The following is a 14,793-nucleotide window of genomic DNA, read 5'->3' as shown; positions in this document are numbered from 1 at the left end:
ATCCTAATTAGCATCCAAGCCGATGGTATCACTGTCTATAAAATTTGGTAAGAGCGAGGATTAATAGTTCTAGTTCAGCGAATAGGTTACCCCCACACTTTAATTGCTAAAGATTCAACTATTAATAGTGCAGATTCACACGGTAATACTGCCTTACATGTGGCAGCAATTTGGGGGGTTGGGGATGACCTAAAGAAATTTCTGGCTGTAGAGGGAGTTGATATTTCTAGGAACAATGATCTAAGCCATATCCCTATTTATTAGGCAATCTCGTCAAATAATAGCCAAATAGCTCGGGAACTCTTTGACAGTGGGAAAATAGATCCAACTATATCCTTCGCTACGCTCCCAAAGACGTACGTCATGTCGAACGTAGAGAGACATCTCCTGATGTGTAGCGCGGTGCTAAACCCGGAGATCCCTCACTATGTTGGGGATGACGCGCTAGCCATTAACCCCGAATGCCTTAGTTGAATTTCATAAAAGAAACAGCCAGATGGTTGACCCCACCAATAGCATTTACATCACAGCTAGTGCCGGCATTAATTGGCACTGCAGTGACATAGCTGAAGAAGGCTGGTGGCATATTTGGCATTACGGTTTGGCTTTGGGTATCGATGTAAAAATCACAACCTAAGTTGCCATTGTTGTAGCGAATGCGTTGGGTACCTACTTCTTCAGGCGCATCAATACTAAAGGTCACGGCATCTTGGGGGGCAAGGACTTTGGCTGAGGCAGGAACCAAGGCTGAATCTGACATAATGTCTGCATTAGCTTGGTTGTTCAAAGTAAAGCGAATTTGGCTTTTTTGATTATCACCGGTACTTTTTATAAGAATGGTAGAAACGTTAGCCTGTGCTATGCCGCAAGCAAGAATGAGTGCGGCGCCTGAGATTAAGTGATTTTTCATCTTAAAGCCTTATACAAATAAAAAAACGATCCTAGCAAAAGATCTAAAATTAATCAATTTGTGTTTTTGATGGCTTCTTGTGGTTGGATTTTTGTCGTATTGAAAAAAGAGTATCTTTGTCCTAAAAACCATAGCGACAGGATTGCCAGACAAGCAACACTCACTAAATAGAGTGCAGGGCTAGTCAGCCAACCGGTATAGTAAATGAGTGACAGTGAAATAACAGGCGTCAACCCGCCAAAAAAAGCAAAACCAAGATTATAGCTGACTGCTATTCCACTATAGCGAATCTTTGTCGGGAACAATTCACAAAGCAATCCTGGAATGATACCGGCTGAGGCACCAAGCAGCAGCGAGCTGACAATAAAAGCCAGATAGTAAAGTTTAGGGTAATAGACATAGATGCTATAAATCGGGAAAGCGAGTGCTGCGGTGAGTAAAGCTAAGGAAGTGACTAGCCTTCTCACATTTAAAATATCGCTCAGATAACCAAATAAAATACAAAGGCTAGAGCCGCAGGCAATTGCTAGAGAACGTTGCCAGATATAAGCATTGGCTGGCAAATGTAAAACGGAGGTGAAATAGGAGGGGGTAAACAAAAAGAGTGATGTGATTATTGCAGCGCAGAGAGCAACAATGAGGCCGCCGGCAATTGCAGAACCGAATTGTTGTTTGAGAACGGTGACAATAGGGAATTTTTCAACGGATTGTTCAATCGCCAAAAATTGTGAGGATTCGTGAAGATCTTTACGGAGATGGTAACTTAGCAAACCAAAAAGACCGCCAAGAATAAAGGGAATTCTCCAACCATAGCTCTGCAATTGTTCAGTCGAAAGTAGGGTGATGATTGTTGCATGAACGACAGAACCTAAAAGAATCCCAGTCAATAAAGCGCAGAAAATAACACCGCAGGCAAGGCCTTTACGTTCTGGCATCGATTCGGTGACATAGGTAATCGCCCCAGGAATTTCACCACCAATGGAAAAGCCCTGAATAATGCGAAAAAGGATAATCAATATTGAGGCTGTAATACCTATTGAATTGTGAGTTGGCGTTAAGCCTATACCTAAGGTGGCGATTGCCATCATGAGAATGGAAATAGTAAAGGTTTTTTTGCGACCAAATTTATCGCCAAAATGACCGAAAATAATGCCGCCCAAAGGCCGCATTAAATAACCAATCGCAAAGGTCGCGAAAGCAACCATTAGGCTTGCAACCTCAGAACTGGCAGGAAAAAAAGCATCTGAGATATAACTGGCAAAGATAGCGAAGATAATGAAATCGTATAACTCTAAGGCGCCACCTAAACTTGAAAGAATTAACAGCCGTTGTTGATCTTTTTGCACAGAAATTATCCTTAAAAAGCAAGTATAAAGAAACTAGTCCCAGCCAGTACGTATAGCGCCGCGGATTGGATTGATAATATATCGTCGAAACCAACTTGGGCAGATTAGCGGATCATTACAGCGTTTAACACGATTGACCGTAGCCACAGTGGGACCGCCACATTGATTGCCGTTTCCACAAAAATTACCATCTTCCTCAATGGTGCTATAGGATTCGCCAGACTGATAAGAGCTGATGTCGCTTTCTACTGTTCCTCCAAAACTACTAGAGGTTAATAGACTGAGTGTAAAGCTAAGGGCGTAGAACCAATTTGATTTGCTAGTTGTTTTCATCTTTGATCCCTCAAGATTTTTCCCAGAACAGCGCAAAGCTATGGCTATATACTTTAGACCAAAGTCAGCGGCAAATACTAGACGATTAACAAATTTCTTTTATTTTCCGTTAGTTGAAATTATTTTGTTCAAATAATTGCTTTTGTGGATTAAAATCGATCTTTTTGTCAGGAGGTATATTTTGAAAATTGCATTTCTTGTGAGTTCTAATGGGGACGCTGAGTTGGCTTATAAGACAATCAAGGTGATAGAAACAAAGCCTGAGCATCATGAAGTTGTCCTTATTGCTTTATCTAAGGTTATCCAGAAGTCAGTAGATAGTTTTCAATCGCCCTTGGTTGTTGAGAAAAAAGCGTTGGCTGAAATATTGCAGCTGGATAGCGAGTCTTGCCCAGAATTGCATTGTGAGTCCGAACAAATTCAGAGTATTGTTCATTATATTAAAGGACAGGATATCGCTCAGGCCTATATAGGTGTTCCCTCGGTTTCCAAAAATCAAATACCTCTGCAGGTTGCAGAGTGTCTCAATGAGATTCCTGTACTGATGGCTTATGAATTTATGTTCAAGCCAGAAGGGCATGAGTTATGGGAATACTTGCCCGCATTAACAACAAAATCGAACCTGCAATGGGCTTTACCCTTAGATACCGCAAGAGAGGATTTTAGTCCTGAGCTCAAAGCAGGGATTATCGGGCATTTAAGTATTGATAATGCTTATGCTACGCAAGCACCATCACTTGAGAAATTGGATGCAACCAGAGGTCTTTTAAAGATAGGCGTAGCTCAACAATTGGCTTTCTTAAGTGCTACGACCCAAGATCTGGCTGTTGATACAGGATTCTTGGATTGTTTACTGACTGAACTGCCGAACCATCCAGGCATGCAATTACGCCTTGGCCTTCATCCAGGTACTAAAGACTACATAGATGCCTATGTGAAAGCGATATTAGACGTCTATGCAAATCATCTTAATGCTGCGCTACAGTTTAAAATTATTCTGCCTGATAACTTAGTAGAGCACTTCAAGTCTCCCGATTTGACAATTAACAATCCCGCTTATCAATCTGTCTTCCAGCGCGTTAATGTAAGCGGCGCGGAGGCGGCGGCAGCGGCTAATCGGATTGCTCAAGCTGTGCCTGGTGCCTTATTGAATCAAGCCGCTTTGGAGGGTAAACCAGCCTATTCTCATTTAGGTAAACCTTATTTGCCTGAGCAGTATTTTGCTAATAGCATAGCGACATTTTTTACCGCATCACCTAAAGAACCGCCTAAAAGAGTTGACCTTGGTTTGAATGAACAAAGCGCAGCTGAGAATTGTGCTGCTTTCTTGTTGAAATAAGGATGATGAATAATACTTAAACTCAAATTGTCAGCAAAGGGATATCGCTATGACTCAGCGTTTATGTATGCGTTGCTATGTATCGGGCAAGGTTCAAGGGGTTTGGTTTCGTGCTTCCGCAAAACAGAAGGCTGAACAATTAGCGCTGAGCGGCTGGGCACGAAATCTGGCTGATGGCCGGGTTGAAGTCTTTGCTTGTGGCGAAAAAGATCAGTTAGAACTATTTTACACTTGGCTTCAGCATGGACCACAACATGCAATTGTTAGCGAATGTAGCCGGGAAGAGCTGGCTTGGAAAGAGGTTTCTGGATTTGCAAAGCTCTAGGCTAACAGTGAACTAACTTTACTCGCAGTCAAAAAACAGGCTAATCTACCGAGGGTTTAACTAACTTTAACTAAAAGGAATTAATTATGCGATTCACAAAGAACATCGGTTTCATACTTTTAGCGATTTATCTGATTATTGTTGCCCTTACTATTTTAGCTCCTGCAATTGCGATCCCTAGCACGATCACTGCGGTTATCGCTTTGGTAGCTGCTATTTTTATTCTTATTGGTAGATAGCCGTCAACTTGAATCTTTCGCCCGAGCATGCCCGTTCGGGCTCTCAAAATAGTTTATAATTATACTTTGTACGGGACAAAATAGAGATCTTCTACTTCATTGCGAATCCTGCGCTTTTTCTATGTATGACACATTTTTTGTTTCGTAAAAAGAATTATTGAAAATTGAAGATAAGACTTAATACTGGGTTAATTTAATGGGACTAAACTATCACTAATTAATATCGATAAGGTAAAAAAATGAGCAGAAGTAAATGGGCGGAGTTTCATAGTACACATAGTTCTCTGAGTATTGATAAACCCAAGGAAGCTGGTGGCTCAACAAATTTAGCCGCAGATTGGAGGCGAGCTGCAGCTAGTACAAAAAGCCCGGACCAACCTGTTAATGTATATATCGATGGTAAACCGCTTAGTGATTATGCTGAAAATTATAATAATTTCGCCAATAAGAGTGACGTAGAAAACTTCTTTAAAGAAGTTCTTATGGAAAAAATGAAAAAACCTGTACAAAATGAAGCAGAAGTTCTCAGCTTTTTTCAAAAAACCTTGCATCAAGGTGGCCTGTTATATCCTGTAACCTCAGCACTTTCAGTCGCTATGGAAAGAGATGCAACAGCGGAAGAGGCAGATGCTTCGCATGTTCATAATGGTAGGGTTTCCGAAGCTACTGTTGGTGCTACAGTCCAAACTATTAACATAATTCCCATTGAAGAAGGAATAAAAATTCAAGAACATGTTACGGTTCAAAACATTATAGTGAGTGAACAATACTTTGATAAATATGGGATTCCTTATCAAACAGTTACATTCCCTAATGGAGAGGTTTCTATAGAGGCAGAAGAGAGCTCTATTAAAAAGGAAGATGGATCTCCCGTAATAGAAGCCCAAGGTGAAGTAATTGTAAATTGCTTAAAAAGCGAGCCAGAAATATCTATTGGCTACAATGCAATAACATATAACGATCCACGGATTGAAAAAGCTATGGATAATCGTTCTTTAGGGCAAATATTTATTGATTATCTGAAACGGGCTTTTGGTCTGAATAAGGTTGAGGAAATTAAAATAAAATCTGAAGAAAATGATGCAGAAAATCAACAAGATTTACCTTCTGATCTGGGTATGTCAAATTCGCAATAGCGAAGAGTTAAAAGCATTCCCCGGAAAGGGGAATGCATGATTTATCTCATTGAATATCTAACTGCTGGTTTTGCTCTTTTTTTCTTAACCTCTATCAGTTCAACCTTATGATTATTCCTCAAAATTAAACGTTTCTTTGCTTGGCGTTTTCCTCTGGTAAATTTTAAACGGGCAATAAGACGTTTTTGTTTTTCGATTGCCAGCTTCGACTTTTTATCCTTGTTTAGGCTATTAAGTTCTTGCTGTAAATAAGCACAGAGCATCCTTCTTAGAGTACTATTTTTTAGATTTGCAGCTATGTGATTTAACTCGCTGATCTTATTATTGTTTTTAAGATTTTCCTGTTCCTTGAAAAAACCTAGCTTGCTTAAATACATAACAACCTCCTTGTATTGTTAGTATGAGTCAAATATCTTTCGCACTTGGATATGTTTTAACAAGCTATTTAAAACTAGTAGACGATCTTAATGCTGTCAAAAAATAAATTCGCAAAGAAATGGATTTGAAATTTTGACTAATCATCCGACAAAAGCCTATGATAAGGTTCTTTTAGATAAGGAGAAAAAATGACAAGGATAGCTACAATTATTGCTTTACTGTTTTTTACAGCTATAACCGGTAGCTTAACGGCTTGCCAATCAATTCAATCCTCAACTGAGTCACATGATGGTTATGGTGGTGGTGGCCATGGTGGTGGCGTGGGTGGTGGCAGCGGTGGCGGTGGTCATGGCGGTGGTGGTCGCTAGATGATTTGATGGTTTTGGCGGGATACAGTAATGTGTTTTCCCGCTTTAAATATTTTATCCCTTTGCAAATTTATGTAAAATCGACCGACCAATTACTGAGGAATAAGTGAAATATGGGTTCTCGAAGCCATCAAAAATTGCCTAAGCTCTTTTTTTATCTATCATTGCTACTATCCATAGTTTCTCTAACTGGCTGTTTTGATCTTGCCGGCACGCAGAGTCTGGCTAAGAATAAAGACTATGTTTTCAAATCCAAGGCCCAGGTTTTTGTGATGCGTGGTGGTTTGGGGGGCGTCTTTAGTAAGGGTATGAATCATCTGCAAAGTACTCTTGAACGACAATATCGCATTAGAACCGAAAGTACGGTTTGGTATAAGGCTAATACTTTAAGCCATTACATTATTAAAAATTATGGAACCAAAGAGCTGCCTGGACCAATTATTTTAGCTGGGCACTCACTCGGCGCGAACGAACAAATTAAGGTAGCGCAAAGCTTGGCTAAGAAAAATATTCCAGTTGCTCTGCTAATTACTATCGATGCTGTTTCTCCACTAGAAGTTCCTCCGAATGTGAAACATGTACTTAATATATACAAGCCATCTTTTGTACCCATGTTCAGCGGCCTAAGAGTCAAGGCGATGGATCCTGCGCATACTACGATAGAAAATGTCAACGTTGATACCTTCAAAAAGGTTGCAGTCAATCATTTTACTATCGATAAGAATGAAGAGGTTCAAAGGCTGATGCTTGAGGAAACTTTAGCAGCTGCAGGCTCAAAAAAAATTAACGCCAGTATTATCCATAACTGATGTTAAAATTAATAGTTAATAAAGGATGTTAGAGCAATAAGTTTTATGCTCAGAAAAGTAGATTATTATGAATAATTCTTTTGATAATTCACCACGAATTTGCATTATCGGTGCGGGGCCTTGCGGCCTTACAGCCGCAAAAAATTTACTGCAAGAAAATTTAGTTAACTTTGTTGTATTTGAGAAAAATGAACGTCTCGGCGGTAATTGGGTTTTTGACGAAGAGAATTCTCATTCCAGCATCTATGAAACGACCCATATAATCAGCTCTAAACGCCTTTCACAATTTGAGGATTTTCCGATGCCTGCGGACTATCCCGATTATCCTTCTCATACGCAAATCCTTAAGTATTTCAACAGTTATGCAGAGCATTTTGGTGTTGGTCGTTTTATTCAATTTAATACAGTTGTTGAGCAGGTAATACCCCAGGATGATGAAAAATGGCGGGTGATTTATCGCAATGAAACTGGTGTGCAAGAAGAGGTTTTTGATTATTTGCTTGTCGCAAATGGCCACCATTGGGATCCGGCTATGCCAGATTCCTATGGCGAATTTGATGGCAGCCTAATCCATGCCCATCAATATAAAAAAGCAGCTCCTTTCAGGGATAAAAGGGTACTGGTTGTTGGAGGGGGAAATTCTGCTTGTGATATCGCTGTAGAAATAGCCCGTATTTCGCCAAAAACCTGTATTAGTATGCGTAGGGGCCAACATATATTTCCGAAAATTGTTTTTGGAAAACCGACGGATATTATGTTTTCAATAATCAGAATGTTGCCACGTTGGTTAAAACAAATTTTAGTAAGTTTTGTGATTCGAATTCTTCAGGGACGATACCCTAAATATCATTTACAAAAACCAGATTGCAAACCCTTGGATATTCATCCGACAATTAATACAGAACTACTATATTTTATTCGACATGGCAGGGTAAAACCGCGCCGTGGTATTGAGCGTATACAAGGTTCTACCGTGCATTTTGTTGGTGGCCGTAAAGAAGAATTTGATGTCATAATTTTTGCTACGGGTTATAAGGTGAGTTTTCCTTTTTTCGCAAAAGATCTTATTGATTTTAGCGGTCTAACCTCTATTCCCTTGTACCGAAAAATGATGCATTCACAGTTTAGTTCTTTATATTTTATCGGTTTATTTCAACCCCAAGGATGTATCTGGCCGCTTGCTGATTATCAAGCAAAGATTGCTGCAGGAATTATTGCTGGCAGGTTAGAACGTCCTGCTAATTTACCGGCAAAGATTGACAAAGAAATGAAGAAATCTAGCTCTCGGTACAAAGAGGCAATTCGGCACGCTCTTGAAGTCGATTATCTTGGTTTTCGCAAAGAGTTACTAAGAGAGCTGAAGAAAGGGCGGTATAGTCAGAATAAATTCAAAGATTACGCACAGAAAGAAGCAGTAACTATAAATCAATGAGGGCCGCCTAGGTTCTAGGCGTATTTTTTAAAAAGTGTAGCCTTGATGCAGCGCAGCGTAATCAAGGTTTCATTTAAAATTCACCAAAATCTAACTCACAAAAGTTCAGTTGATGATTATCCTTGTCTAAAGAAAACCTTGATTACGTACTCTGCATCAAGGCTACACTTGGTTGATTTTTTCTCTGCAAAGCAAACTCTTTCTTTTAATAAATGGTTAATATTTAGTTAATAAGTTTAGTGTATACTCCATTTTTTTATACAGATGAACCAATTCCAGGTAGAATCTGTTTTCTAACCATTTGATATTATTAAAATTTATTAACTGAGGTGTGTTGTGCATTTTAAAGAGTGGTGTTTATCTGTTTATGGAATTAGCACTATTACTGAAGGAAAAGTAATTGATCGTGTTTTCCTGCCGGCAATTCCAAAGAATAGGCCATATCTTGACATACTCATGCAAAGCTATGGCGGGTATATCACAACACATGAGGGGGTTGAGGGTTTGAGCATTACTAAGGAAAGTTACAACAACGTTCTATTGCAGCTAAAGTTCCAATTTCAACATATTAATCAGGGATACTTTGATGCAAAGGCGTTCGAAATCTATATAAATCACTATTTTGCACGTCTAGGCTTTAATGCCCCAGCGCAAACTCAATTCAGAACACCACCTAATATTCATCTTAGAGTTGTTAATGAAAGCCATAAACAATATTTGCTGCAAAATTTTGCTCATATGGGAGCCAAAAAAAGTTATGATCCTATAAGTAAGGCCGAATCAGTAGAAGTTTCAAGCAGCCTCTTGAGCCATTTACTCGCTTGCTATTACCGCAGTTCTTCTGCGCCCAAGGGCTCGCTAAAAATGTTGCAGGCGCAAAAAACCCGTCTAGAGAAATTACTGCAGCAAATGCGGAAACACTCTATGAGCAAAAGCTTGGATTTGGCCAAAAATTTAGCGCTTGATTATGATAATACTGGCAGGATCATGGATGTAGAATATTGCTCTGCTTATGCGCTATCCCTAAGAACTTACGCTGAATTACATCGTTATGCCATGCCAAAGGAGGATTATGATCTGTTCTATGCGGTTGCTGCTCGTTTATCTGCTTATGATCGTGATGGAAATCTGCTGCAATCTTTGAAGTCAAATATCATCTTTATGGATTATGTTAAAACTGATGTTTATCAGAAGTATTTAATAGAACATTCCCTTCCTAGAGGTACCCCAATAGCAGAGTTACCAGAAGATATTAGAAGTAAGATTTATGCTGCCATTAACCAAAATGCAGAGGATCTCTTGTATGGCAACCCAGATTCAAACTTAGATGGCAAGGCTACTTTTTCAGCTGCACGCTTCTTGCCTGATGACAAAGGGAACTCTGATACGGATGAAGTCATTTTGGATAGCGGGGGGATGGCAACCCACATGTCTAATTTTAGATTAATCAAAGTTGGTGTTCTGGAAAACGGCGAACAAGCCAATCCATTGGAAATACCACATCATTATGAGTATTTTAAGGTTGAAAATAATTTAGGTGCAAATTGCCATACCATAGATAGCACAGCAAAAACCTGCTGGGGAACTTATGTGACTCGAATTATTCCCTGTACTTATTCAGATGATCGGGGTTTTGAACATATGCCTATTAACCCTTATTCAGATCCAGGGGAGTATCAGAAGGTAATGGAATCTACCTTAAAAATGCTAATTAGCACCGAGCATCAATTAAAATTTTATCGTCGAAACGGTGATCATACCCTGTCCTCAAGACGCTCTGATCCTCAAAGTAAAGAGGGAGTTGAATGGCGACGCCTATTCCATGCCAATCAAGTGCTGAGTGGGATTCCTTATAGGAAACCTCTTCAATACCTGACGCAAAATGCATTCAACCCTTTAATGAAGCAAGTATCTCAAGTTCAAAACGAACGAGGTTATTTCCAAGAGGGCGGCTCTTGTCCTATTTTTTCTCTAAAGTGTTTAGTAGATAGTATTTTGGGCCATGAACGGACTACCTTGCATCTTAATTTTATGCAAGAAAATGATGCAGGGGGTTATATTTCAGCGTTAAGCAATAAAATTGCTCAGCTAGATCAGAAAATAAAAGATTTTAGCCCTCTGAAAATAATAGGTACTCTTGATGTAATTGAACATAGGTTTGAAGCATTTAAAGCGTACTTAGTCGATCAGGGTATTCGTAACTATTCTTCTATTCCTTTTTCTGTTGATTCGAACAAAGCTGAATTTATTCTTGCAACACCATTGCTGAAAAAGTGTTGGCAGGAGTTTGCTAAAACCTTGAGTGAGCCAAAAGTGAGCCCTCAGGTAGCTTCTAATTCGAATAGTTTCTTTGCCTTGCCTGAGGGCCATCCCAAGATAAAGATTCTACCTCGGATTGCAATTGCGGCTGAACGGCTTTCTACCCCTGTTGGAAGTTATAGTTAAACCCCTTTTATGATAATTGGTGCTATTATTAACTCAATCTGATCTCAATGAGATCTATATGGTTTAAATGAGACAAGTGTTTTAACTTTTTAAAGGGGTTATTATGGCTGCTCGTCCTGAAGATCTGCTATCAAAAGAAGAGTACGAAACAAGAGCATTAAGGGTTAAGGAAGTCGAAGTTAATGCTTTGCAGGTGAAGGGCTATGAGGTATCAGATTTACAGGATTTGCTTGCTGGCGTTAAAAAGATACAAAAGCTATATCTTGCTACAGAGGCGCTAGCTAACAGTCCAAGTGCACTGGACCAAGGTTACACATTTGATAAATTGCTTACGCAGCCTCGCCTCTTAGATGAGCTTGTGTCTAAGGCAAGTACGCTTATGGGGCTTAGTTTTTTTGTTAGTGAAGCGTCCTTTAAGGCAAGATGCGGTGTTTCGAAGGATACTGCGAAGGAGATTTTAGCCAATATTGAAGCGATCAGGCAGTATCAACATAATTCTCTAAGCTTGAGCAGTAAAATTAGCAGAAAAATCATGGGATTACCGGATCCTGCCATTGTTTTTCAAAGTTCAAAAAGCATGAGTGACGCTCGAAAGCTGCCTTTACAGCAGTTTGAAACTAGTCTGGATGCCTATGAAAAAAACTTGGATAAGTTATTGCCTGAAGCAAGTTCTTTGACTCCGAAATAAGAGCCTGAATTGCTTTGGATATTAAATCCTAGTTTGCGATGCAGCGCAGCTCAATTAAGGTTTCATCCGGAATACTTCAATCTTCACATTAGAAGTGACAAAACCTTCTCAATTTAATGGCGGTGAACCTGAGTGTGGTGCAGAGTCATCTACAGGTGCAGCAGCATGGCTTGAGTTTGTACTAGCTCGATTTGGGCTTAATGCAAAAAATCCTAAAGAGCTGGCTGTTGTGCTTTGCTGAGTTTCTTTCAAGCTGCTGATAACGGCCTCCCTGAATCCTGTTAAGGCCATAGCCAGCATAGATTTATAAAGGTCTATCTCAGGCAGTGGCTTTCCCCTTAGCGGGTCAAGAGGTTGTTTGGTCATTGGACAAAATGTCAACATTGGCGCGATATCACTATTAACAACATGTCCGCTTGAAAGGACATAGGGCTCTGTCATTAATGAAAGGTTTATTGGACATTGAACAAGATCCAGTAGTGTCACTTGACCTTCTGCTGGAGTATGGGCCAACCATTCTTCAAACAATTCAGCGATTCCTTCATCATCAAGATTGCTTTGGTACTTTTCCAGAACTACTTTGAATAGGGTATTGCCTTGCGGATTTTCGCGCAGTTCATTGACCGCAGAAAGGACTTTTACCATGCCTTCAACAGGACTGTTAATTATTTGCACGGGTAGAGGAGGGGGCGTAAGACGTACATAGCTGCTATAGGCAGGGATACTGCTAGCTTGTTGTGTAGTGGCCAAGATCATCCTGTCATGCGAAAAGCCTAAGCTGTCAAGAAGAACTAAAAATTGCTGAGCTCTCCTGCCGATAGTTTGCAGGTTTAAGGGAGTGTAATCAGGTAAGGGTGTGTCAGGCGAGTGTGTATTCCATTTACCATTTGCAAAGTAAAAACGGTAATGACTTGCTTCTGATACTTGCACGCCTTGTTTCTCGACTTTTGAATGGATAGTTAATGAAAGACAGCCTGGCACCCTGCTTTCTCGTATAAGGAATGACCCGACATTTTTCTGTCTTATCAGCCTACTATAGTAAGCCATTATATCCTTATTGGTCATATCGTCTTTGGGAGATCGTGCAAAGATAATGTTTGCTGGGTGTTCTATTACTTGACTTAAGGCTAGTTCGGCGCGTATTGCTTCTTCAGTTGCTGCCATGATTAAGAGGTCCTTTAATTGATATAATTTCTGTGTGGTATTATTCAATTTTCAGATTAAACAAATCTTAAAAAGGCTGCTGGTTTTTTAATATAGCGAATTAACTTTTAAATGACTGATGCTTGTGTGCTCGAGAAGGATTGCACCCAGGCTACATTTCGTTAGAAACAAAAACCCGCCAAAAGGCGGGTTTTTATTGAACGGAGGGGGGGGGGCGATTACATCATGCCCATGCCACCCATACCGCCCATACCACCCATGCCGCCCATGTCGCCGGCACCAGCCATACCTTCATCTTTCTTAGGTAGGTCAGCAACCATGCACTCAGTGGTCAACATCAGGCTTGCAACAGAAGCTGCGTTTTGTAAGGCAGTACGAGTAACCTTAGTTGGATCAAGAATACCCATCTCAACCATGTCACCGTATTGGCCAGTTGCAGCGTTGAAACCAAAGTTATCTTTGTGTTCAGCAACTTTGTTAACGATAACAGATGATTCGTAGCCAGCATTAGCAACGATCTGACGCAGAGGAGATTCGATTGCACGACGGAGGATGTTGATACCCATGTCTTGATCAGCATTGTCACCTTTCAGGCCATCCAATACTTTTTGAGCACGGATCAGGGCAACACCACCACCTGCAACGATACCTTCTTCAACCGCAGCGCGAGTTGCATGCAGAGCATCTTCAACACGAGCTTTCTTCTCTTTCATTTCGATTTCAGTAGCAGCACCAACTTTGATAACCGCAACACCACCAGCCAGTTTGGCAACACGCTCTTGTAACTTCTCACGGTCATAATCAGAAGAAGTTTCTTCCATTTGAGCGCGGATTTGAGCGATGCGAGCATTGATTTCAGTTGCTTTGCCTTCGCCATCGATAATGGTTGTGTTTTCTTTGGTAACAACGATACGTTTTGCAGTTCCTAAGCTTTCCAGAGAAGCGGTTTCTAAGCTTGTGCCAATTTCTTCAGAAATCACTTGGCCGTTAGTCAGGATAGCAATATCTTGCAACATTGCTTTACGGCGATCGCCAAAACCAGGTGCTTTAACAGCACATACTTTAACGATTCCACGCATGTTGTTAACAACCAGAGTAGCCAGTGCTTCACCTTCAACGTCTTCAGCAACGATCAGTAAAGGACGGCCTGATTTGGCAACTGCTTCAAGAACAGACAACATATCACGGATAGTAGCAATCTTCTTGTCAACTAAGAGGATAAATGGATGCTCAAGCTCAGCACTCATGTTTTGTTGGTTGTTGATGAAGTATGGAGAAATGTAACCACGGTCAAACTGCATACCTTCAACAACAGATAATTCATTTTCCAGACCATTACCGTCTTCAACAGTAATTACGCCTTCTTTACCTACTTTTTCCATTGCTTCAGCAATGATGGAACCAATCGCTTGGTCAGAGTTAGCAGAAATAGTACCAACCTGAGCAATAGCTTTGCCATCTTTGCAAGGCTTGGACATTTTTTGCAGTTCTTTAGTAATTGCTGTAACTGCTTTGTCGATACCGCGTTTCAGATCCATTGGGTTCATGCCAGCAGCAACTGCTTTATGACCTTCAACAACGATTGAGCGAGCTAAGACAGTCGCAGTTGTTGTACCGTCACCAGCGGTGTCAGAAGTTTTAGCAGCAACTTCTTTAACCATTTGTGCGCCCATGTTTTTGAAACGGTTTTCAAATTCAATTTCTTTTGCAACAGAAACACCGTCTTTGGTAACAGTAGGAGCACCAAAAGATCTTTCTAATACAACGTTACGTCCACTTGGGCCCATAGTTGCTTTAACCGCATCAGCCAATGCATTCACACCAGCAAGCATTTGTTGGCGAGCGTCGTCACCAAAACGTAATTCTTTAGCCATTCTTATA

General features: G+C 40.4%; 15 protein-coding genes. 9 read left to right on the top strand and 6 right to left on the bottom strand.

The annotated features are described in order from the left end of the window. Positions 1-466: 466 nt before the first annotated feature. From BN1094_RS08090 to BN1094_RS08080, 3 genes are read right to left on the bottom strand one after another with little or no spacing between them, the layout of a single operon-like run. Entirely contained in the window at positions 467-910 is a 444-nt protein-coding gene (locus BN1094_RS08090) for a hypothetical protein (RefSeq protein ID WP_043873936.1), read from the bottom strand. A 53-nt stretch (positions 911-963) separates the two neighbouring features. Continuing rightward, positions 964-2,256: an MFS transporter gene (locus tag BN1094_RS08085; protein WP_043873935.1), complete on the bottom strand. Its 1,293-nt coding sequence runs from the start codon at positions 2,254-2,256 to the stop codon at positions 964-966. A gap of 33 nt (positions 2,257-2,289) precedes the next feature. Next, positions 2,290-2,589 carry a hypothetical protein gene (locus BN1094_RS08080; RefSeq protein ID WP_043873934.1) on the bottom strand — a complete coding sequence of 100 codons (300 nt, stop codon included), beginning with the start codon at positions 2,587-2,589 and terminating at the stop codon, positions 2,290-2,292. 181 nt (positions 2,590-2,770) lie between these two features. On the opposite strand from BN1094_RS08080, the gene BN1094_RS08075 reads away from it, so the two are divergent. From BN1094_RS08075 to BN1094_RS08065, 4 genes are all read left to right on the top strand, one after another. Continuing rightward, positions 2,771-3,928 carry a hypothetical protein gene (locus BN1094_RS08075; protein WP_043873933.1) on the top strand — a complete coding sequence of 386 codons (1,158 nt, stop codon included), beginning with the start codon at positions 2,771-2,773 and terminating at the stop codon, positions 3,926-3,928. 49 nt (positions 3,929-3,977) lie between these two features. Continuing rightward, positions 3,978-4,253, top strand: coding sequence for an acylphosphatase (locus BN1094_RS08070; protein WP_043873932.1), 276 nt, complete (start codon positions 3,978-3,980; stop codon positions 4,251-4,253). 86 nt (positions 4,254-4,339) lie between these two features. After that, the gene (locus BN1094_RS19820) at positions 4,340-4,492 is read left to right on the top strand and encodes a hypothetical protein (protein ID WP_176695280.1); all 153 of its coding nucleotides are present in this window, start codon (positions 4,340-4,342) and stop codon (positions 4,490-4,492) included. A gap of 239 nt (positions 4,493-4,731) precedes the next feature. Then, positions 4,732-5,628 carry a hypothetical protein gene (locus BN1094_RS08065; RefSeq protein ID WP_043873931.1) on the top strand — a complete coding sequence of 299 codons (897 nt, stop codon included), beginning with the start codon at positions 4,732-4,734 and terminating at the stop codon, positions 5,626-5,628. Positions 5,629-5,669: 41 nt separating this feature from the next. Here the strand turns inward: BN1094_RS08065 and BN1094_RS08060 are convergent, their stop codons facing one another. Continuing rightward, complete coding sequence (locus BN1094_RS08060; RefSeq protein ID WP_043873930.1) at positions 5,670-6,005, bottom strand: hypothetical protein; 336 nt, start codon at positions 6,003-6,005, stop codon at positions 5,670-5,672. 189 nt (positions 6,006-6,194) lie between these two features. Between BN1094_RS08060 and BN1094_RS19815 the strand changes: the two genes are divergently transcribed. From BN1094_RS19815 to BN1094_RS08035, 5 genes are all read left to right on the top strand, one after another. Beyond that, the gene (locus BN1094_RS19815; protein WP_043873929.1) at positions 6,195-6,374 is read left to right on the top strand and encodes a hypothetical protein; all 180 of its coding nucleotides are present in this window, start codon (positions 6,195-6,197) and stop codon (positions 6,372-6,374) included. Positions 6,375-6,487: 113 nt separating this feature from the next. Next, on the top strand, positions 6,488-7,183 hold the full coding sequence (locus BN1094_RS08050; protein ID WP_043873928.1) for a hypothetical protein: 696 nt from the start codon (positions 6,488-6,490) through the stop codon (positions 7,181-7,183). 67 nt (positions 7,184-7,250) lie between these two features. Next, complete coding sequence (locus tag BN1094_RS08045; RefSeq protein WP_043873927.1) at positions 7,251-8,615, top strand: flavin-containing monooxygenase; 1,365 nt, start codon at positions 7,251-7,253, stop codon at positions 8,613-8,615. Positions 8,616-8,951: 336 nt separating this feature from the next. Then, on the top strand, positions 8,952-11,060 hold the full coding sequence (locus tag BN1094_RS08040) for a hypothetical protein (protein WP_043873926.1): 2,109 nt from the start codon (positions 8,952-8,954) through the stop codon (positions 11,058-11,060). A 103-nt stretch (positions 11,061-11,163) separates the two neighbouring features. Next, on the top strand, positions 11,164-11,748 hold the full coding sequence (locus BN1094_RS08035; RefSeq protein ID WP_043873925.1) for a hypothetical protein: 585 nt from the start codon (positions 11,164-11,166) through the stop codon (positions 11,746-11,748). A 108-nt stretch (positions 11,749-11,856) separates the two neighbouring features. Here BN1094_RS08035 and BN1094_RS08030 read toward each other — a convergent pair whose 3' ends face one another. Further along, on the bottom strand, positions 11,857-12,912 hold the full coding sequence (locus BN1094_RS08030; RefSeq protein ID WP_043873924.1) for an SH2 domain-containing protein: 1,056 nt from the start codon (positions 12,910-12,912) through the stop codon (positions 11,857-11,859). Positions 12,913-13,130: 218 nt separating this feature from the next. Then, a complete protein-coding gene (gene groL / locus BN1094_RS08025; protein ID WP_043873923.1) occupies positions 13,131-14,786 on the bottom strand; it encodes a chaperonin GroEL in 1,656 nt (551 codons plus the stop codon). Between the last annotated feature and the right edge of the window lie 7 nt (positions 14,787-14,793).

Origin of the sequence: Legionella massiliensis, assembly GCF_000756815.1 — a bacterium.
Classification (GTDB): Bacteria; Pseudomonadota; Gammaproteobacteria; order Legionellales; family Legionellaceae; genus Tatlockia; species Tatlockia massiliensis.
Note: the sequence above shows the minus strand (reverse complement) of the source record. Positions and strands in the feature narration are given on the sequence as shown.